The organism is Lentzea sp. NPDC058436, from assembly GCF_042721515.1.
Lineage (GTDB): Bacteria > Actinomycetota > Actinomycetes > Mycobacteriales > Pseudonocardiaceae > Lentzea.
In genome coordinates, this window is sequence record NZ_JBHXLF010000037.1 from 23,405 (window position 1) to 42,204 (window position 18,800).

General features: G+C 68.5%; 17 protein-coding genes. 11 read left to right on the forward strand and 6 right to left on the reverse strand.

Features of this window, described 5'->3' with window-relative positions:
• Nucleotides 1–18: 18 nt before the first annotated feature.
• A complete protein-coding gene (locus ACFWN2_RS45340) occupies nucleotides 19–465 on the reverse strand; it encodes a YbaB/EbfC family nucleoid-associated protein (RefSeq protein ID WP_382436941.1) in 447 nt (148 codons plus the stop codon).
• 36 nt (nucleotides 466–501) lie between these two features.
• Entirely contained in the window at nucleotides 502–1,473 is a 972-nt protein-coding gene (locus tag ACFWN2_RS45345) for a DUF6346 domain-containing protein (protein ID WP_382436942.1), read from the reverse strand.
• Between the two features lie 182 nt (nucleotides 1,474–1,655).
• Here ACFWN2_RS45345 and ACFWN2_RS45350 point away from each other — a divergent pair, with 182 nt between their 5' ends.
• The 10 genes from ACFWN2_RS45350 to ACFWN2_RS45395 all read left to right on the forward strand — a co-directional run bounded on the left by ACFWN2_RS45350 (nucleotide 1,656) and on the right by ACFWN2_RS45395 (nucleotide 15,355).
• A complete protein-coding gene (locus ACFWN2_RS45350; protein ID WP_382436943.1) occupies nucleotides 1,656–1,961 on the forward strand; it encodes a PE domain-containing protein in 306 nt (101 codons plus the stop codon).
• A 4-nt stretch (nucleotides 1,962–1,965) separates the two neighbouring features.
• Nucleotides 1,966–2,568, forward strand: a complete 603-nt coding sequence (locus ACFWN2_RS45355) for a DUF3558 domain-containing protein (RefSeq protein ID WP_382436944.1) — start codon at nucleotides 1,966–1,968, stop codon at nucleotides 2,566–2,568.
• Nucleotides 2,565–3,851: a hypothetical protein gene (locus ACFWN2_RS45360; RefSeq protein ID WP_382436945.1), complete on the forward strand. Its 1,287-nt coding sequence runs from the start codon at nucleotides 2,565–2,567 to the stop codon at nucleotides 3,849–3,851. Before ACFWN2_RS45355 ends, ACFWN2_RS45360 begins: the two co-directional genes overlap by 4 nt.
• A gap of 1 nt (nucleotide 3,852) precedes the next feature.
• Nucleotides 3,853–4,551 (forward strand): ESX secretion-associated protein EspG, encoded by a 699-nt coding sequence (locus ACFWN2_RS45365; protein WP_382436947.1) that lies wholly within the window; start codon nucleotides 3,853–3,855, stop codon nucleotides 4,549–4,551.
• Between the two features lie 43 nt (nucleotides 4,552–4,594).
• The gene (locus ACFWN2_RS45370) at nucleotides 4,595–5,020 is read left to right on the forward strand and encodes a hypothetical protein (protein WP_382436948.1); all 426 of its coding nucleotides are present in this window, start codon (nucleotides 4,595–4,597) and stop codon (nucleotides 5,018–5,020) included.
• Nucleotides 5,021–5,072: 52 nt separating this feature from the next.
• Complete coding sequence (locus ACFWN2_RS45375) at nucleotides 5,073–6,581, forward strand: alkaline phosphatase D family protein (protein WP_382436950.1); 1,509 nt, start codon at nucleotides 5,073–5,075, stop codon at nucleotides 6,579–6,581.
• 20 nt (nucleotides 6,582–6,601) lie between these two features.
• Nucleotides 6,602–7,846 carry a hypothetical protein gene (locus ACFWN2_RS45380; protein WP_382436951.1) on the forward strand — a complete coding sequence of 415 codons (1,245 nt, stop codon included), beginning with the start codon at nucleotides 6,602–6,604 and terminating at the stop codon, nucleotides 7,844–7,846.
• Nucleotides 7,847–7,940: 94 nt separating this feature from the next.
• Nucleotides 7,941–13,340 carry a pullulanase-type alpha-1,6-glucosidase gene (gene pulA, locus ACFWN2_RS45385; RefSeq protein WP_382436952.1) on the forward strand — a complete coding sequence of 1,800 codons (5,400 nt, stop codon included), beginning with the start codon at nucleotides 7,941–7,943 and terminating at the stop codon, nucleotides 13,338–13,340.
• A 49-nt stretch (nucleotides 13,341–13,389) separates the two neighbouring features.
• The gene (locus tag ACFWN2_RS45390; RefSeq protein ID WP_382436953.1) at nucleotides 13,390–13,872 is read left to right on the forward strand and encodes a MarR family winged helix-turn-helix transcriptional regulator; all 483 of its coding nucleotides are present in this window, start codon (nucleotides 13,390–13,392) and stop codon (nucleotides 13,870–13,872) included.
• A gap of 40 nt (nucleotides 13,873–13,912) precedes the next feature.
• A complete protein-coding gene (locus ACFWN2_RS45395; protein WP_382436954.1) occupies nucleotides 13,913–15,355 on the forward strand; it encodes a DHA2 family efflux MFS transporter permease subunit in 1,443 nt (480 codons plus the stop codon).
• Between the two features lie 66 nt (nucleotides 15,356–15,421).
• Here ACFWN2_RS45395 and ACFWN2_RS45400 read toward each other — a convergent pair whose 3' ends face one another.
• The 4 genes from ACFWN2_RS45400 to ACFWN2_RS45415 form a co-directional block, all read right to left on the reverse strand.
• Nucleotides 15,422–15,793, reverse strand: a complete 372-nt coding sequence (locus ACFWN2_RS45400; protein WP_191305660.1) for a hypothetical protein — start codon at nucleotides 15,791–15,793, stop codon at nucleotides 15,422–15,424.
• 149 nt (nucleotides 15,794–15,942) lie between these two features.
• Complete coding sequence (locus ACFWN2_RS45405) at nucleotides 15,943–16,311, reverse strand: roadblock/LC7 domain-containing protein (protein ID WP_382436955.1); 369 nt, start codon at nucleotides 16,309–16,311, stop codon at nucleotides 15,943–15,945.
• Entirely contained in the window at nucleotides 16,251–16,919 is a 669-nt protein-coding gene (locus tag ACFWN2_RS45410) for a hypothetical protein (protein WP_382436956.1), read from the reverse strand. Before ACFWN2_RS45410 ends, ACFWN2_RS45405 begins: the two co-directional genes overlap by 61 nt.
• Nucleotides 16,920–17,264: 345 nt before the next feature.
• A complete protein-coding gene (locus ACFWN2_RS45415; protein WP_382436957.1) occupies nucleotides 17,265–17,882 on the reverse strand; it encodes a hypothetical protein in 618 nt (205 codons plus the stop codon).
• Between the two features lie 185 nt (nucleotides 17,883–18,067).
• Here ACFWN2_RS45415 and ndk point away from each other — a divergent pair, with 185 nt between their 5' ends.
• Nucleotides 18,068–18,478 carry a nucleoside-diphosphate kinase gene (ndk, locus tag ACFWN2_RS45420; protein ID WP_382436958.1) on the forward strand — a complete coding sequence of 137 codons (411 nt, stop codon included), beginning with the start codon at nucleotides 18,068–18,070 and terminating at the stop codon, nucleotides 18,476–18,478.
• Nucleotides 18,479–18,800 lie beyond the last annotated feature (322 nt).

An 18,800-nucleotide genomic window follows, 5' to 3' on the forward strand; every position in this document is an offset into this window, starting at 1 on the left:
TCCTGTCACCGGGACCCCTTACCGGTAGATGGTGCCGAACGGCTCGTCGTCGTCGCCCGACGGCCGCGGCCTTTGCTGTTTCGGAGCTTCTTCGGTCTCCTCCGGCGCCTGCGCCGCGGTGACCTGGTCGCGCAGGAAGTCCATGGCCGGCGTGCCGCCGATCAACGGCTGCATGGTCGCCTCCATCTGCCCGGCGACGGCCGCGTGCGCCCTGCTCATCGTCTCCGTGATCATGGCGGCGAGCTGGTCGTGCGACATCCGCATCGCCGCGGGCGTGAGGCTCAGCTTCTCCAGCCGCCCGCCGGGCGCCATCCGCACCGTGACCGACCGGTCGGGACTGCTCACGTCCGCGCGCAACGCCTTGAGCTGGGCCTGCGTCTCCTCGGCTCTGCGCTGGATGTCGTTGACGCGACGCATGTACTCGTCGAGCCGCTGCTGCCCAGCGCCCAGTTCTGCGGAACTCATGCCCCGTGAGACTGGTCGGACCGCCGTCCGGTTCCCCTACTTCGCGACCAATCGCGCGACCATGTCCTTTGCGGACTGCCTGGTCGAGAGCACGACGCCCAGCAGGGCCAGCAGCACCAGCGCGTCCCGTCCGCCGGCCAGCCACACGACGACCGGCGCGTCACCCGTTGCCAGTACCACCTCGACGACCGCCCACACCGCGAGCGCCGCGATCAGCGCCGCCGGCACCCAGCTGTTCCCGCCCTGCGGCGCCTTCCTGGAGTCCAGATAAGACTGTCCATATCGGACGATCCGCGCGGCGTCCTTGTGCACGTTCTCCGCGATCAGCCCGATGATCGCGGCCACCAGGACCGCGAACCCGGCCAGCACACCCGACGGCAGGTCGACCAGCCAGGCCTGCTCGATCCCCGGCCACGGCGAGACGAACTCCCCGGCCCTGCGCGGAGCGTCGAAGAACGGCATCGAGGCCAGGCCCTCTGCGGCGGCCGTACCGAGCCCGAGCCACGCGAGCAACCGCAACCGGCGCACCCGCCGAATGACCGGAGTCGCCTTGACCTCGTCCTTGGTGACCGGCCACTCCTCGTCGGGCTTCTGCGAACGGCGGCCGGGCACGAGCGACAGCACTGCCGCCAGCAGGAACCACAACGTCAGCAGTCCGAGTGCCACGGCGGCCAGCGGTCCGGCGAGGAACCACCGCGCGCTGTCGTTGCGCCCGGCCTCCCGAGTGGACCGGAACACGGCGACGTCCTGCTCACCCGGCTCCAGCTGCCCCGGTGCGAACGCGACCCGTTCGGTGCCGCCGCCGTCCCACCGCACGTCGGCCTCGCACCCGTAGGACGTGCCCACACCCCATCTGCCGATAGGGCCGTGCTCGGTGCACGACGCCACGGTGGCGGTGCCGACCTGCCGTGCTTCGAGCGCACCGGTCAGGACGTCCGTCGTCCGGATCGTCGTGGCCAGTGCGAGGAAGGCGAGGACCGCGGCAAGTCCGAAGGCGAGTGCGCGCACGGGCACACCCTAATGAGGTGGCGGGTGAGCCGGGTGTGATTCGGAAATGACGTCGGCGAGCGATGTCCGGGCCGGCGGAAAGCACTTCGCGTGTTCACCCGATCGTGCTTGGAAACCGGGACTGGTCCCGCGACCTGGCGCTATTCTGTTCTGCGCGAGATTCCGCAGGGGAGGCACCGGGGATGAGCGGGACCAAGGTCGATCTGGAGACTCTGCGCGCCGCGATCAAGGAGTACGAGTCCGTCCTCGTCGAGCTCGGCGAGGCGCACACCACGGGCGCCGTGCTGATCTCCGTCCGCCCCGCGGGTCTCGACCGGCCGAGCGGTGTCTACAACAACTGGGCCGTCACGGCAGGCGCCGCGCACCAGACGTCGAACAGACAGCTGCAGGAGACGTTGAAGGCCCGGATCGACCGGTTGAAGGCCACGCTCACCCAGTACGAGCAGACCGAGCACGGCAACCGGGCAAACCTCAAGCCGAAGGACTGAGCTGTTGCGCATCCGAACCATCGTCGCCGGTACCGCCGCACTCGTGCTGCTGGCGGGCTGTGACAGCGGTGGCACCAGCGGTACGCCGACGAACGCCCCGCAGCCGACCGGCACCGGCAACGGCGCGGGCGCTCCGAAGATCTCGAACCCGCTCGACCTGACGGCCGCCGAGTCCGACCCGTGCGCCGTGGTCACCGCGGCGCAGCTGCAGACGTACGGGCTGACGGGCGTGGCGGGCAAGGTGAACACCACGGCTCCCGGCGCCGGCTGCTCGTGGCCCGGCGTGGTCACGGACGCGGAGATGACGCCCGGCGTCACCATCCTCCCCAATGGCACGAGCCTCGAATCCATCTACGCCAAGAAGGACTCGACCTATCCGGTGTTCGAGCCGCAGGCGGACGTCCAGGGTTACCCGGCTGCCGTCGCGCTCGCCGTCGACCAGCGCAAGGACGGCAGCTGCGAGTTGTTCGTCGGCGCCTCCGAGGACAAGGCGATCCTCTTCAGCTTCCAGAGTTTCGCGAAGAGCAGGTACTTCGCGGATCCGTGCGCGGGCGCGACCGAGTTCGCGAACCTGGCGATGACCACGATCAAGGCAGGTGCGAAATGACGCGACCCGCGCCCAGCTGCTTCGCGGAGGACAACACCCGCGCCGAGGGTTTCTCCGGGGCCCAGATCTACGCCCAGATGCACGGCGGTGACGGCACGGGGACCGCGCAGCTCGCCGCGGACAAGGCCGCGGAGCTGGCGAAGGGCTACGCCCTGATCGAGGCGCGGCTCAAGAAGGTCGGCGAGACCCTGGGGGAGTCGTGGACCGGGGCGAGCGCCGACGCCGCGCAGGCCGCCGCGAACCCGATCAACCAGGCCATGGTCCAGATGCAGGACGCGCTGCGCCAGGCCGACCGGTCGATCTCCAACCAGGTCTACCAGTTCAACCTGAACAAGGGTCAGCTCAAGGACATGCCGGCGACCAAGCCGGACACGAACTTCTGGGACGACGCGACCCCTTGGGACACCGACACCGAGGACAAGGTCAACAGCTACAACGCCGAAGAGGCGCACAACCGCAGGATCTACAGCGAGTTCCAGAGCGCCAGCAACACCAACCGCGGTGAGCTGCCCAAGGAGTTCCCCGGCGTCACGGCCGACACGCTGAACGTCGAGGTCATCAACACCGGCGGCGACAACGGTGACGACAAGACCTCGACGAGCAGCACCACGACCCGTTCGTCGAGCTCCTCGGGCTTTCCCACCTCCACGGGCTCGCCGCAGAGCACGACCGGCACCGGCTGGACCGCGCCGACCACCACCGGCGGCCAGACCACCAGCGGCTGGACCGGCACCACGGACACCACGAACACGAGCAACACCACCACGAACACGGGCAGACCGACCGACAACCTCACCGGCAAACCGCCGGTCGGCAGCGTGATCGACAGACCGGGCAACACAGGTCTCCCGCCCGTCGGCGTGCCGCTGCGCCCCACCACCGGTGGGCCCGGCGGCCCAGGCACGGCGGGAGGTGCCGCAGCGGGCAAGGCCGGTGGCGGTCCCGGTGGCGCGGGGAAGACCGGCGCGGGGAAGGCCGGCACCGGAGGCATCGGCGGTCTCGGCGGCAGTGCCACGGCCGGCAGCGCGGGCCAGCAGCCCGGCGGCAAGGCCGGGGTGTTCGGCGGCATGGGCGAGACCGGCGCGGGTGCCCGTGGCGGTGCCGCGGGTGCGGCCGGCAGGGCGGGTGCCACCGGCATGGGCGGGATGGGTGGTCACGGCGCGAAGGGTCAGGGAGAGGACGACCTGGAGCACAAGTCCGCCGACTACCTCATCACCGAGGAGAACACGAACGAGATCATCGGCGACATGCCGATGGTCGCACCGCCGACGATCGGGGGGTGACGTGCTGCGGTCGTCCATCCAACTGTCCGACCTCGCCTTCGACGTGCTGTGGAAGCAGGAGAAGCTGGGGGAGTACCACCCGGCCCTCTCCGTCGACTCGCCCGGTGAGACCGACGACGACCGCGTGCTCATCGAGCGCGACGTCATCGGTGAGCTGCGCCGCGTCGGGCTCGACCACCCGGACGTCAGAGGCACGCTGCACCTGATCGCCAAGGCCGAGCACGACTACTCGGCCTGGATCGCGGCCACGCCCAACGAGAGCAGGCCCGTGGTCGTGGCGGCGAACTCGCAGTACGGGGTGCTCGCCTTGCACGACAACGGGTTCGTGCAGCTGCACCCGATCCGCCCGGAGAACGCGCCGGAGGTCCTCGCGATGCAGCTGCCGGACGTCCCGGCGGGCCGCGGCGCGTCGATCAACGTGCACGAGAGCGAGATCAAGCTGCACCAGTCCGGCAAGGTGTCGCCGTCGATCGAGCTGCGCCAGCTGCTCGCCCAGCCCCGCAAGGGCACGGCGAAGCTGTACGCGGCGAAGCGCAACGGCGAGGGCAGGCAGCGGGCCAAGACGTTCCTCACCACGATCGACTTCGAGGACGGCCGCTGGCTCGTGGTCAAGTACACCGACGAGAACCACCAGACGTGGGTGCACGCCACCCCGGCGTCACGTCAGATCATCACGGACTGGCTGAAGCGCCTGACGTAGGCGATTTACCACCGCATAACCGGACTAGCGCAGCGTCGCGGCCGTGAGAAAGCCTTTCGCCATCGCCGCCGCACTGGCCGCGACGCTGCTGTCCGCCGGGTTCTCGGGCACCGCCCACGCCGAGACCGTCCCGGGTTGTGCCTCCGCCAAGCAGATCGGCACCACGGGGTACGTGAAGCACCAGGGCGCGACCATCGCGTCGGTCAAGCAGTTCGCCGGCTGCGGCAAGAACTACGCCTACACCTGGGTCTGGGACTCCTACGCCCAGAACCACTCCTTCCGCGTCACCAACTGGATCGCGGTGATCGACGGCACCGAGGAGTACCCCGGCAGCGACTCCCGCAGCACCACCAGGCAGGAGCTGTGGGGTGCCGGTGGCGCCACGCTGAACAAGTGCACCCGCGCGGTCGCCAGCGTCACGGTGCCCGGCGGCGGTTACGCGAGCGGCTGGACCGACAAGCGCTGCTGAAGTTCACCGCAGGTTCGGCCCCTGGTCAGAACCGGCGACTAGAAACCCGCGCATGACCTTCGACCGTCGTACGTTGTTCAAGGCAGGCGCACTCGGCACGGCCGCGGCGCTGGTGCCCTCGGGCATCAGCCTCGCGAAGACCGACCGTCCGATCCTCACGCACGGCGTGCAGTCCGGCGACGTCACCTGGGACGGCGGCATCGTCTGGACCCGCGCCGACCGCCCGTCCCGGATGCTCGTCGAGGTGTCCCACGACCCGAAGTTCCGCCTCTCCCACCGGGTCCGCGGTCCGCTGCTCACGCCGGAGACCGGTGGCACCGGCCAGGTTCGTCTCGACCACCTGCTGCCCGGCCGCACCGCCTACTACCGCGTCGCGGCCGAGGACCTGCACGGCCGCAGCCGCAGCGAACCCGTCACGGGCAGCTTCACCACGGCCCCGCTCGGCCGCGAGGACGTCAGCTTCGTGTGGTCCGGTGACGTCGCGGGCCAGGGCTGGGGCATCAACCCCGACATCGGCGGCATGCCGATCTTCAAGGCGATGGCCGACCGCAGGCCCGACTTCTTCGTCCACAGCGGCGACAGCGTCTACTCCGACGGCCCGATGCAGGCGAGCGTGACGCTCCCGGACGGCCGGGTCTGGCGCAACCTCGTGACGCCGGAGAAGTCCAAGGTGGCCGAGACGCTCGACGAGTACCGCGGCCAGTTCGCCTACAACCTCCTCGACGACAACGTGAAGCGCTTCGCCGCCCAGGTTCCGAGCTTCGTCCAGTGGGACGACCACGAGGTCACCAACAACTGGTATCCGGGCGAGATCCTCGACAGCCCGCTCTACACCGAGAAGCGCGTGGACGTGCTGGCACAGCGCGCTTTCCAGGCGTTCCACGAGTGGATGCCCATCGACCAGAAGCGCGCTGTGGACGGCCGCGTCTACCGGAAGTTCGCCTACGGCCGCAACGTCGAGGTCTTCGTGCTCGACATGCGCACCTACAAGGACAGGAACACCTCGCCCAAGGACCAGCCGGGCGTCATTCTTGGTTCCAAGCAGGCGAAGTGGCTCGTCGACTCCCTGAGCCGCAGCACCGCCACGTGGAAGATCATCGCCGCGGACCTGCCGATCGGCCTCACGGTCCCGGACGGCACCGACATCGAGGGCGTCGCGAACGGCCTGCCGGGCGCACCGAACGGCCGCGAGCACGAGATCGCGTGGGTGCTCAGGGAGCTCAAGAAGCGCCGCGTCAAGAACACCGTCTGGCTGACCGCGGACGTCCACTACACCGCCGCGCACCACTACTCGCCCGACCGCGCGGCCGTCGGCGACTTCGACCCGTTCTGGGAGTTCGTGTCCGGTCCGCTGCACTCCGGCGCGTTCGGCCCGAACACGCTCGACCCGACGTTCGGCCCGCAGGCCGTGTTCGTGCACGCCCCGCCCGCCGCCAACACCTCGCCGCTGGACGGGTTCCAGCACTTCGGGGAGGTCAAGGCGTCGCACCACGAGCTCACGGTGTGGCTGCGCGACGCCACGGGCGCGTCGCTGTGGTCCAAAACGCTGAGGGCTGCCTAGCAGCGACGTAGTGTCGGTGCGTGCCCATCTCGTTCGACACCTCCGGCTTCCGTCAGCTCGACCAGAACACCTGGCAGCACGCCAACGGTGACCAGGCCGTGCTCACCTACTTCGGCCTGGTCCCGGATCTTCCGGCCGGGCTGGACGACCTGCCGAAGCTCCGGCACGACCTCGCGATCATCCACGGCGAGGCCGGTTGCCTGATCGAGGCGCACGTCGTCCAGCTCGGCGGTGCGCCCGCGCTGCTGCGGATCGTCAAGCTGCCGCTGCCGAACCAGCCGAACGGGCAGGTGTTCACCTGCTCCTTCACCGTCCCGAAGGAGCGCTCCAGCGCGGTGCTGCAGCTCGTGGCGGCGGAACGCGGGATGACGGGCGCGCGGGAGGCCATCCTCGCCGCCGAGCTCGGGTTCGAGGACTGGGTCAAGCCGCACCCGTACGCGCCCGAGCTGCAGGGTGTGCTGCCGTTCCACGCGGGCGACGACCCGCGCCACGACCCACGGTTCCCCGACCACCCGTTGTCGCGTGTGCGCGCGTGGGCACACCACGTGGTCCGCACGGCGCAGGTGGATCCAGGCTTCGCCTCACTGCCGCCGTTCAGGGCTCCGGCGCCACCACCTCCGGTCGCGCCTGGTCAGAGCCTCATCACGGCGCTGCCGAGCCTGCCGGTCAGGGACTTCGTCGGACTGCGGATCGGCGAGGAGACGACGTACTGGCGCACCACCGACTCGAAGCTCCAGGAGATGCTCGGCCGCGGTCTCATGGGCCGCTCGCCGCTCGCGGACACCCGGTTCCGCGACATGCTCATGATCGACGTCGAGACCGGCGACGCGATGATCCCCGACCGCTTCACCACCAACGGCCAGATGACCGCGCACAGCACCCGTCTGCAGCAGGTCTCCCTGGCCGAGGCCAACGCCGCGCTCTCCGACGACGACGTCATGGACGCCTTCAAGTGGGCGGGCCGGATGAGCGGTGAGGCGGCGGAACGCGGTGAATTCCTGTCGCTGGAACCGATCGAGAACGACGGCGAGCAGGCCGATCCGCACGTCCTGCTGGCCGTGCAGCCGCACGAGGGCCAGCAGGTGGTGATCGCCCAGTTCTCGCCGCCACCCGCCGAGGGACCGCTGGCCGGGTCGCCGAGCCGCAGCGCCCCCGCCACGCCGGAGTCGGTCGAGGGCATCGGCGTGATCGCCGGTCTGGCGGTCAACGAGTGGCGCTCGCATCCGTTGAAGATGGCGATCACCTACCGGCGTCCGACGGGCTGATCGCAAACATTTGCAATAGCCGACGTATTGTTTCCCGCTGTTTGTCGTGGTTTCGTGCAGCAACCCTGCAAGAGTTTGCGACAAGGAGGTCGCGATGCGTCGGGTCGTCGCCGCGCTCGCTGCACTGGTTTTGCTCCCCCTGACACCCGTTCAGGCCGTTGCCGCTCCACCGCAACGCCTGGCCGTGGGGGAGGTGGTGGACATAGCGCCCGGTGTGCGCGACGGGGACGCGAAACTCGCGTTGCCGCCCAAACGCGACGACCTGCGGGGCGAGCGCTTCTACTTCGTGATGCCCGACCGGTTCGCGAACGGCGACCCGTCGAACGACCGGGGCCGGTCCAAGGCCGCCGAGCACGGCTTCGACCCCGCTGACAAGGGCTTCTACCACGGCGGCGACCTCAAGGGCCTGCGCGGGAAGCTCGACTACCTCGACGGCATGGGCATCACGGCGATCTGGATGACGCCGATGTTCCTCAACCGCTGGGTGCAGGGCGACTCCGCCGGCTACCACGGTTACTGGACGCTCGACTTCACCAAGCTCGACCCGCACTTCGGCACCACGCAGGAGATGCGCGACCTGATCAGGGACGCGCACCGGCGTGGGATCAAGGTCTTCTTCGACATCGTCGCGAACCACACCGCGGACGTGATCAAGTACGAGGAGGGCAAGACCCAGTACGTCTCCACGGGCGCCCAGCCGTACCTGGACGCGTCGGGCAAGCCGTTCGACATCGGGCAGTACGCGGGCAGGAAGGACTTCCCCAAGCTGGACGCGGACAAGTCGTTCCCGTACACGCCGGTGAAGGACGGCCCGACGAAGTTCCCGTTGTGGCTCAACGACTCCACGCTCTACCACAACCGCGGTGACTCGACGTTCTCCGGCGAGTCGAGCGAGCAGGGCGACTTCTCCGGCCTCGACGACCTCATGACCGAGCACCCGCGCGTGGTCAACGGCATGAAGGACATCTTCACCAGCTGGATCGACACGCTCGACATCGACGGCTACCGCGTCGACACCGTCAAGCACGTCAACCTGGAGTTCTGGCAGGCCCTCGCGCCGCACGTGAAGCAGTACGCGAACCGCAAGGGCAAGAAGGACTTCTTCGTGTTCGGCGAGGTCTTCGACTCCTCGCCCGAGAACACCTCGAAGTACACGACCGACGGCCGCATGCAGGCCACGCTGGACTTCCCGTTCCAGAGCAGTGCGCTGAACTTCCTGTCCGGCAAGGGTTCCCAGCGCCTCGGCGAGGTCCTGCTCGACGACGACCGCTACACCGACGCCGACTCCAACGCCTCGTCGCTGCCCACGTTCCTCGGCAACCACGACATGGGCCGCATCGCGTGGATGATCCGCAACGACCGTCCCGGCATCTCGGACGCCGAGCTGCTGGAACGGTTGAAGCTCGGCAACCAGCTGATGTACCTGTGGCGCGGCAACCCGGTCGTCTACTACGGCGACGAGCAGGGCTTCGCGGGCACGGGTGGAGACAAGCTGTCCCGCCAGGACATGTTCGCCTCCAAGACGCCCGAGTACATGGCGGAGAAGCTGATCGGCTCCGACCGCACGGGCGCCGTCGACAACTTCAACACCGCGCACCCGCTGTACCAGCAGCTCAAGGCACTCGCCGCGCAGGTCGACCGCGATCCCGTGTGGCGCGACGGCAACCAGGTGCTCCGCTACGCCGACGGTGACGTGTTCGCGTTCAGCCGGATCCTCGGCCGCGAGCACCTCGTCGTCGCCAACGCCGGCACCGCGCCCGCGACCGTCACCGTGCCGGTGTCGTCCGCCGGGTTCGAGAACGCCCAGGTGCAGAACGGCCGCGTCACGGTGACCGTGCCCGCGCTGTCGACGCTGGTGCTCAAGGGAACCAGCGACGTCGCGAAGTCCAAGCCGGCGCCGACGCTGGTCGCCCCGGCCGCCGGAACGGTGCTGGACAAGCGCGTCGAGCTCCGTGCGGACGGCATCAGCGCGCCGAACGCCGCCGCGACCTTCGCCGCGCGCGTCGAGGGCGCCCGCGACTGGACCGTGCTCGGCACCGACGACGCAGCGCCCTACCGCGTTTTCGCTGACCTGTCGGCACTTCCGGGTGCGGCTGTGGGCAAGCGCGTCGAACTGCGCGTGGTCGCGAAGTCCGGCGAGATCGGAGCGGACGGCGCGTTCGTGTCGCTCGTGGCCGCCCCGCCGCTGCCGGACCCCGGCACGAAGAACCCGGACTGGCTGGTCGTGCACTACGCGCGCGACAACTACGACGGCTGGGGCCTGCACGTCTGGGGTGACGTGGAGACGCCGACCGAGTGGAACGCGCCGCTGCCGTTCGCGGGGGAGGACGCCTACGGGCGCTTCGCCTGGGTGAAGCTGAAGCCGGGCGCGAAGTCCGTCGGGCTCATCGCGCACAAGGGCGACGAGAAGGACACGTCCGTCGACCGGTTCGTCGATCCCAGCGTGACGCCCGAGGTGTGGCTGAAGCAGGGCGACCCGTCCGTGCACCCCTCCGAGCAGGCGGCCACGGGCAAGGCGGTCGTGCACTACGTTGGTGACGCCGCTGGCGCTTTCGTGCGCGTCGCCGGACGCGGTGACGTGCCGTTCAGCAACGGCGTCGCGGAACTCCCGCCCACCACGGACTTCTCCGTCGTGCGCGGCACGACCGTGGAGGCCTCGGGCAAGTTCACGAGCGGCCACGCGTGGGTCGCCGGCGGGAAGGTGCACGCCTCGCTCGCCGCCGCCGAGAACCGGGCGGTGATCCACTACAACCGCCCTGACGGCGACTACACCGACTGGACGATGTACCACTGGACGGGTTCCGCGGAGCCGTCACCGGGCTGGAACCAGTCGCGGGTGCCGGACGGGCGCGACCAGTTCGGCGTCTACTGGTCGGTGCCACTGGCGGCCGGCGCGGCGGGCCTGAGCTACATCGTCCACCGCGGCGACACCAAGGACCCCGGCCCTGACCAGTTCCTCGACCTGGGGCAGAAGGGCAACGAGGTGTGGCAGTTGCAGGGCAACGAGACCTACCTGCTGCCGTCCAGCGTGGGCCCGGCCGCGGATGACGACCTGACCAAGGCCAAGGCGATCTGGATCTCGAAGGACAAGGTCGTCTGGGACGTGCCGTCCGTGCAGTCCGACGGTTACCGGCTGGAGTACGGCGCGAAGGTGCTGCGGCTCTCGCCCACGACCGACGAGGTTCCCGCGCAGTTCCCGCACCTGCGCGGGAAGCCGGTGTTCGCCGTGCGCGAGTTCGTGGACGAGGCGTTGCGGGACAAGCTCGTCGCCGTGCACGTCGACGCGGGCGGTGCGATCCGGCACCGCACGAGCGTGCAGATCGCGGGCGTGCTGGACGACCGTTATGCCGCTGCCGCAACGAAACTGGCGTTCGGGCCGACGTTCGACCGGGACCGCGCCTCGGTCCGGCTGTGGGCGCCGACGGCCACCGACGTGAAGCTGCGCGTCTTCGACCAGCCTTCCGGTGAGCCCCGGAAGGTCGTGCAGCTCAAGCGGGACGACGCCTCGGGTTCGTGGACCGGCACGGGCGAGTGGAAGAACAAGTACTACCAGTTCGAGGTGACCGACTGGCAGCGCACGGTCGTCGTCACCGACCCGTACTCCGTGGCGTTGTCGGTGAACTCGACGCACTCGCAGTTCGCGGACCTCAAGGACAGCCGGTCGATGCCCGACGGGTGGTCGCGCGACGTCGCGAAGGGCATGGGCGGTGCGATCACCGAGCTGCACGTGCGCGACTTCTCGATCAACGACCAGTCGGTTCCTGCGTCGGATCGCGGCACCTACAAGGCGTTCACGCACCGCGACTCGACCGGCATGAAGCACCTGAAGACGCTGGCCGCGGCGGGCATGGACACCGTGCACCTGCTGCCGACGTTCGACATCGCGACGATTCCTGAGAAGCGCTCCGACCAGGCCACCCCGGCCTGTGATCTCGCGTCGCTGCCCGCCGACTCGGACCAGCAGCAGGCGTGCGTCGGCGCGGTGGCCGGCCGTGACGGCTTCAACTGGGGCTACGACCCGTTCCACTACGACGTGCCGGAGGGTTCGTACGCCACAGCGGACGCGCAGAACGGCTGGGCGCGCTCGAAGCAGTACCGCGAGATGGTGAAGTCGTTGCACGACAACGGCAACCGCGTGGTGGTGGACGTGGTCTACAACCACACGGCGGCGTTCGGCGACGCACCGACGTCCGTGCTCGACAAGGTCGTGCCCGGCTACTACCAGCGGCTCAACCTCGACGGCTCGGTCGCGAACTCCACGTGCTGCGCGAACACCGCGACCGAGAACGCCATGATGGGCAAGCTCGTCGTGGACTCGGTGGTGCGGTGGGCGCGCACGTACAAGGTCGACGGGTTCCGGTTCGACCTGATGGGCCACCACCCGAAGGCGAACATCCTGGCCGTGCGGGCGGTGCTGGACGCGTTGACCGTGGAACGGGACGGCGTGGACGGGCGCAAGATCGGCGTCTACGGCGAGGGCTGGGACTTCGGCGAGGTCGCCGGCAACGCCCGGTTCGAGCAGGCCACGCAGGCGAACATGGCCGGCACGGGCGTCGGCACGTTCAGCGACCGGCTCCGCGACGCCGTGCGCGGCGGCGGTCCGTTCGACGACGACCCGCGCGTGCAGGGCATCGGCTCCGGTCTGGCCGGCGACGTGAACTCCTCGCCCGCCAACGGGAACGTGGCTCAACGCCTGGAGAACTACAGCGACCTCGTGAAGCTCGGCATGGCGGGCAACATGGCGTCGTACCGGTTCCAGTCGACGGCCGGGCCTGTCGTCGCCGGTCGGGACGTCCAGTACAACGGCTCGCCCGCCGGGTACACCGGGCAGCCGTTGGAGGCCATCACGTACGTGGACGCGCACGACAACGAGGCGCTGTTCGACGCGTTGATGTTCAAGCTGAAGCCCGAGACGTCGATGGCGGACCGCGTGAAGATGCAGACGGTCTCGCTGGCACCGGCGCTGCTGGGGCAGGGGCGGCCGTTCGTGCACGCGGGCACCGAGTTCCTGCGCTCGAAGTCGTTGGACCGCAACAGCTACGACTCGGGGGACTGGTTCAACGCCTACGACCCGTCGTTGCGCGACAACGGTTTCGGTCGCGGGCTGCCGCCCAAGGCCGACAACGAGGCGAAGTGGCCGTACGCGAAGCCGTTGCTGGGTCTGGCGAAGCCTTCCTCGTCCGACATGAAGGCCTCGCTGGACGCGACCCTGGAGCTGCTGCGGATCCGCCAGACGTCGCCGTTGTTCTCGCTGGGCGACGCGAACCTGGTGCAGCAGAAGGTCTCGTTCCCCGCGGCCGAGTCCGGGGTGATCGTCATGCACGTCGACGACACGGTCGGGCCGGACGTGGACGGTGCTCGCCGGGGCGTGCTCGTGGTCATCAACCCGTTCCCGACGGACAAGGCCGTGACGCTGCCCGCCGGTGACTGGAAGGCCGTGACCAGCGAGAAGAAGGCCGGTGCGGCACGGTCGGTCGTGGTGCTGGAGAGGTAGTCCCGTCAACAAATAGTTCGGATCAGGACTATTTGGTACCGTCGAGCCCATGGGCACGAAGGGGTGTACCGACCTGATGATGCTGCTGCATCGCACGGGTCACGCACTGGAGACGGAACTGACGGCGAGGCTCGCGGAGATCGGACTGACTCCGCGAGCCCGCTGCGTGTTGTCCAGCGCCCTCGACGCGGGTCTCACGCAGACCGAGATCGCCGACCGCGTGAACATCGACAAGACGACCATGGTCGTGACGATGGACGCCCTTGAATCCGCTGGTTACGCCGAGCGCAAGCCGTCGCCTACGGACCGCCGTGCGCGCGTTGTCGTCGTCACTGATCTGGGCCGCGAGATCGTGGCGAAGGCCGACGACGTGTACGAGGACGTGGTCGGCAGCGTGCTGGGCTCGTTGCCGGACGACGAACGAAAAGGCATGGTCAGCGGCCTGACGAGGCTCGTGGAAGGCCGGTTGAGCACCCCTGTCGCGTGCGAGAAGCCGCCGCGCAAGCGTGCTCTGCGTCATGCCGTTGGGTAGAAGATAGTCCCGTACAAAACTATCTGCTACGGTCCCTCTTATGACCTCAGGGGGATCGAGAACCGACGCGCGCTGGCTCGCGCTGATCGTGCTGTGCGCGGGGATGTTGATGATCGTGCTGGACCAGACGATCGTGAACGTCGCGCTGCCCGCGATCGCGGAGGACCTCAAGTTCGGCCAGGCAGGGCTTGCCTGGGTCGTGAACGCGTACCTGATCGCCTACGGCGGTCTGCTCCTGCTCGCGGGCCGTCTCGGCGACCTGATCGGGCACAAGAAGGTGTTCCTGATCGGCCTCGGCGTCTTCACGGTCGCGTCGCTGCTGTGCGGGCTGTCGTTCAGCGCCGAGATGCTGATCGTGTCCCGCTTCGTGCAGGGTGCGGGCGGCGCGCTGGCCACGTCCGTGACGCTGGGCATGGTCGTGACGATGTTCCCCGAGCCCGACGAGCGGAGGCGCGCCATCGGCATCTTCAGCTTCGTCGCGGCGGCGGGCGCGTCCCTCGGCCTGTTGCTCGGCGGTGTGCTGACCGACGCCATGTCGTGGCACTGGATCTTCTTCGTGAACATCCCGATCGGCATCGTGGCCGCCGTCGCGGCCGTGCGTCTCGTGCCCGACTCGGAAGGCCTCGGGCTGCGGGAGGGCGCGGACGTCCTGGGGGCGCTGCTGATCGTGGCCGCGGTGATGCTCGGCGTCTACACGATCGTCAAGGCCGAGCACTACGGCTTCGGCTCCGCGCACACGGTGGGTCTTGGCGCCGTGGCCGTGGCGTTGCTGGTGGGCTTCGTCCTGCGCCAACGGACCGCCGCGAAGCCGTTGCTGCCGTTGCGGGTGTTCAAGTCCCGCAACGTGACCGGCGCGAACCTCGTGCAGATCTCGATGGTCGCCGGCATGTTCGGGCTGTTCTTCCTCGGCACGCTGTACATGCAGCTCGTGCTGCAGTACACGCCGTTGCAGATCGGCCTGGCGTTCATGCCCGTCGCCGGTGCCATCGCGGTGTTCTCGGTGTCGCTGTCGGCGCGGCTGAACTCGCGGTTCGGCGAGCGCAACATGTTGATCGTGGGCCTGCTGTTCATGCTGGCGGGGATGCTGGTGTTCACACAGGTGCCGGTCGACGGCTCGTACCTCGCGCACATCCTGCCCGCGGTGGCGCCGCTGGGGATCGGGCTGGGGCTGTCGTTCCCGGCGCTGATGTCGCTGGCGATGTCCGGCGCCGCCCACGGCGAGGAAGGGCTGGCGTCCGGGCTGGTGAACACGACCGCACAGGTGGGCGGTGCGCTGGGGCTCGCGGTGCTGGCGACGACCTCGACGAGCTACACGTCGTCGCTGCTGGCGTCGGGCGTCGGGCGGCTGGAGGCGCTGACCTCGGGCTTCCACCTGGCGTTCTGGATCTCGGCCGCGCTCGTCGCGGTCGCTCTGGGGCTCGCGGTGTTCGTGCTGCGGCAGGTCGCCGTGGCGCGGGATGCCCAGCCCGTTCTGGTGCACTAGGGGGAGTCGCACCGACGAGGGGTGTCCGGTTCTCCGCGAACCGGGCACCCCTCGTCGTTGTTCCGGTCAGATCTGCAGCTCGGCCTCGATGCGCTTGAGGTGGTGCCGGGCCAGCGCGAGGTTCGAGACATCTCTTTCCAGGACCAGGTACAGGAAGAGCGATCCCCTTGCTTTCACGCCGCCCATCAGGCGGATCAGGTGGTACTGGCGGTGCAGGGTGATCAGGATGTCCTCGATGGTGTCGCTGAGGCCCAGCGTCTGGATGACCCGGAGCTTCGACCGGACGACCTCGGTGTTGCCGGCGGCCGCGATCTCCAGGTTCAGCCAGTCGCCGCCGCCGCTGGTGCCCAGCGACATGCCGCTGTCGTAGTCGACCAGCGCGACGCCGACGGCGCCGGAGATGGACATGGCCTCTTTTAGTGCGGTGTCGATGTTCATCAAACTCCACTTTTCTGTGTCAACTGGTGATCGAGGCAACGTGGTCGGTTTCTCGCTCCCCGATCGCATGCGGACACGTCTCCACATAGATGAGAGCAATGAACCGAATGCGGACATGTGCTGCGACCATTTTTTCGGTGGGCGGTGCGTCAGGGGGTCATGATCGAACCGATCCGGTCGATCGCGGGCCGGGTCTCGTGCAGGAGGCGTCCGAGGTTCAGGCCCTTGTCCCCGAGCACGACCATCAGCGCGGTCCTGCTGATGGAGTACACGGCCATGTAGCCCTCGCTGCCGAACACCACGGTCTGGCGGAGCGCGCCCAGGCCGACCACCTCGGCCGCCTGGCGCGCGATGCCGAGATCGGCGGCCGCGAGCGCCGAGATGTGCGAGGGCTCGACGTTCTTCGCGACGTCGGTGAGAATCGGGATTCCGTCGGACGCGGCGATCACCGTGTCCGTCACTCCGGCGATGTTCTCCCTGACTTTCCGCAGTTCGGCGGCCAGGGCGTCGTAGTCCACTCCAGTTCCTTTCCGCTGCCCAGCCCCGGAGCCCGAGGGCGCAGGGAGGGCAGACCCCAGTGCGAAAAACTGAAGGCCGTCGCGGGCGAGGCGATTTCCAGCAGTTCTTCACCGAGCATTCGGGAGATCTCGACGGTGACCGGATAAAGGCTCCTGCCGGTCGCGAACGCTATGTCCCGTGCGCTGCGCCGTCCCGTGGCGTGCGCGACGATCTCCTGTCGTTCCTCTGACGACGGCGTCCCGCGGCCCGGCACCAGGCGGTCCCGGTAGGGCGACAACGGGACGGTCAGTTCGTCGAGCCTGCTTGCCACCTTCTCGAGCAAGAGGGCCGGAGCGATGCCGTCCACCGGCAACAGCGGCACGTCGGCGGAGTCGCTGACGACGACGCATTCCTCCACGTCACCTGCGGCGACAGCGAACGCTCCGTCCAGCAGGGCGGCCAGGGCGACCGCCTCCACGCCGTCGTACCCGCGCCCGGCGAGCGCGTCGTGCAAGGACCCGCTGGAGACGCTCTCCGCGAGCGCCGCGTCCCAGTCCTCCGCGCTGACCCCGCTCTTCAGCGACAGCGTCTCCACTCCGGGAGAGCCGGCGCTGTCCACGGCGATCACCGCGCCTTCGTGCAGGTGGAACAGTCCTCCCGCATTTCCGGAAACACGCAACGCCCCGGTGACACGATCCTCGTGGCACCGAGTCAAGGCGCATGCGAGGGCATCGAATGCGGCTTGATGGTCGCGTAACAGAGGTAACTCCGAGTCATTTAGGTCTAACCGAGCGGAATCCTGGCAAATGACCGCCCAATCGGGCACTTCTAACTCATCGAAGGAGTGACCGACGCCGTTACTTCATACCTGTCGGTATCGCAAAAGCGCGTGCGGAACTACACGATCGAGTGAATGATTCCAGATCGTGTGGCAACAGTTTCGAAACTTATTTATTCGGCTTCTATGGGATTGTCAGTGATCAGCGAGTTCTTCGCGCTTGCGGACCTCGTCGGTCCGCAGAATGGCGAACTTCCGGTCGTGCGCGTCCAGCACCTTCAGAAAGCCGGGGCTCGTCTCGAACACGTAGACCTCCTGCGCGTCGTTGATCCGCTCCTTGGGCACCCACGGCGTGCTCACGACGGCAGCCACCACGAGCGCGGACCCGGCCAGCAACCACGCGAACCACTTGAGCAACCACCGCGCGTTCCGGATCGCGAGCACCATCGCCGCCCCGATCACCACAGCTCCCGCCGCGAGCCACCACCGGTGGTACGTCAGCGTGTGCGACACCATCAGCGCTATGAGCACGATCAACGTGAGCAACGCCGTCGTGTTCGCCCGCTCGGGATCCTTGCGCGTGCGCAGGTAGAAGAAGAACGTCGCGGGCGTGACGATCATCAGCAACACCGTGCTGATGCGGTCGTCGGCCATGAACGTGCCGAGGAACAGGCCGGGCGCGTCGTCCAGTTCGAGCGTGTGGAGCAGAGCGAACGCCGTGTGCCAGTCGTAGTGGGAGACGGCGAGGAGCCTCAGCAGGACGAAGAGGACGGCGGCGCCGGTCAGCGCGGAACCCGTGTGCTTGGCAGTCACGCGCAGCACTATGTCGCATCAGCCGCCTATGCAGCGCGGTCGTCGTCTCAGTCCGGTCGTCGTCTTGGTCCGGTCGTCCTCGTTGGCCGACGTATCCCGCGTCACAGCCCTCCGGACGTGTGCCGCACGTGCGCGGTTACCCTTGTCCGCACATCCCGTACCTGTTTTCGAGGAGTCACACCGTCGTGTCCGAGCGCACCCTGGTTCTCGTTAAGCCCGATGGCGTCGCCCGTGGTCTCGTTGGCGAGGTGATCGCCCGCATCGAGCGCAAGGGCCTGAAGCTCGCCGCCCTCGAGCTGCGCACCGCCGACCGCGCCACCGCCGAGCAGCACTACGCGGAGCACGACGGCAAGTCGTTCTACAACGACCTCGTCGACTTCATCACCGGCGGCCCGCTGGTCGCCCTCGTGGTCGAGGGTGTCCGCGCCGTGCCGGCGTTCCGCCAGCTGGCCGGCGGCACCGACCCCGTCGAGAAGGCCACGCCCGGCACGATCCGCGGCGACTTCGGCACCGAGGTCCAGTACAACCTGGTCCACGGGTCCGACTCGGCCGAGTCGGCGGAGCGCGAGATCAAGATCTGGTTCCCGAACCTCTGAGGTTCGTCGTTCCCCAGGGGGACGCTTGCTGGTTGGTGCGCGCACCTTCCCGCAGGTCGTCCCCCTGTTTCGTTGGCGGGTGCCGGTTTCTTCCTGGGGCTCCGCCCCAGACCCCGCCAATCTGATCCAAAGCCGGGGCCAGCGCCCTCGGCGGGTAGATGGCACGCCTGTTGCTTTTGGCGGCTGCGCGGTGCGTTGGTTGGTTGCGTTCCGTGGGGTGGCTTCGTCACGAGTCGAGCCAAGAGCGGGCCACATCAGAGGAGGGGTGGGGGGGCACCCCCAAACGGGGGGGGGTTTGAGACCCCCACAAAAGAGGCAAAAA

Excerpts from the sequence above, each read along its gene's own strand:
- ACFWN2_RS45340 (WP_382436941.1), bottom strand. The coding sequence starts at position 465 with ATGAGTTCCGCAGAACTGGGCGCTGGGCAGCAGCGGCTCGACGAGTAC.
- ACFWN2_RS45350 (WP_382436943.1), top strand. The coding sequence starts at position 1,656 with ATGAGCGGGACCAAGGTCGATCTGGAGACTCTGCGCGCCGCGATCAAG.
- ACFWN2_RS45360 (WP_382436945.1), top strand. The coding sequence starts at position 2,565 with ATGACGCGACCCGCGCCCAGCTGCTTCGCGGAGGACAACACCCGCGCC.
- ACFWN2_RS45375 (WP_382436950.1), top strand. The coding sequence starts at position 5,073 with ATGACCTTCGACCGTCGTACGTTGTTCAAGGCAGGCGCACTCGGCACG.
- pulA (WP_382436952.1), top strand. The coding sequence starts at position 7,941 with ATGCGTCGGGTCGTCGCCGCGCTCGCTGCACTGGTTTTGCTCCCCCTG.
- ACFWN2_RS45390 (WP_382436953.1), top strand. The coding sequence starts at position 13,390 with ATGGGCACGAAGGGGTGTACCGACCTGATGATGCTGCTGCATCGCACG.
- ACFWN2_RS45395 (WP_382436954.1), top strand. The coding sequence starts at position 13,913 with ATGACCTCAGGGGGATCGAGAACCGACGCGCGCTGGCTCGCGCTGATC.
- ACFWN2_RS45400 (WP_191305660.1), bottom strand. The coding sequence starts at position 15,793 with ATGAACATCGACACCGCACTAAAAGAGGCCATGTCCATCTCCGGCGCC.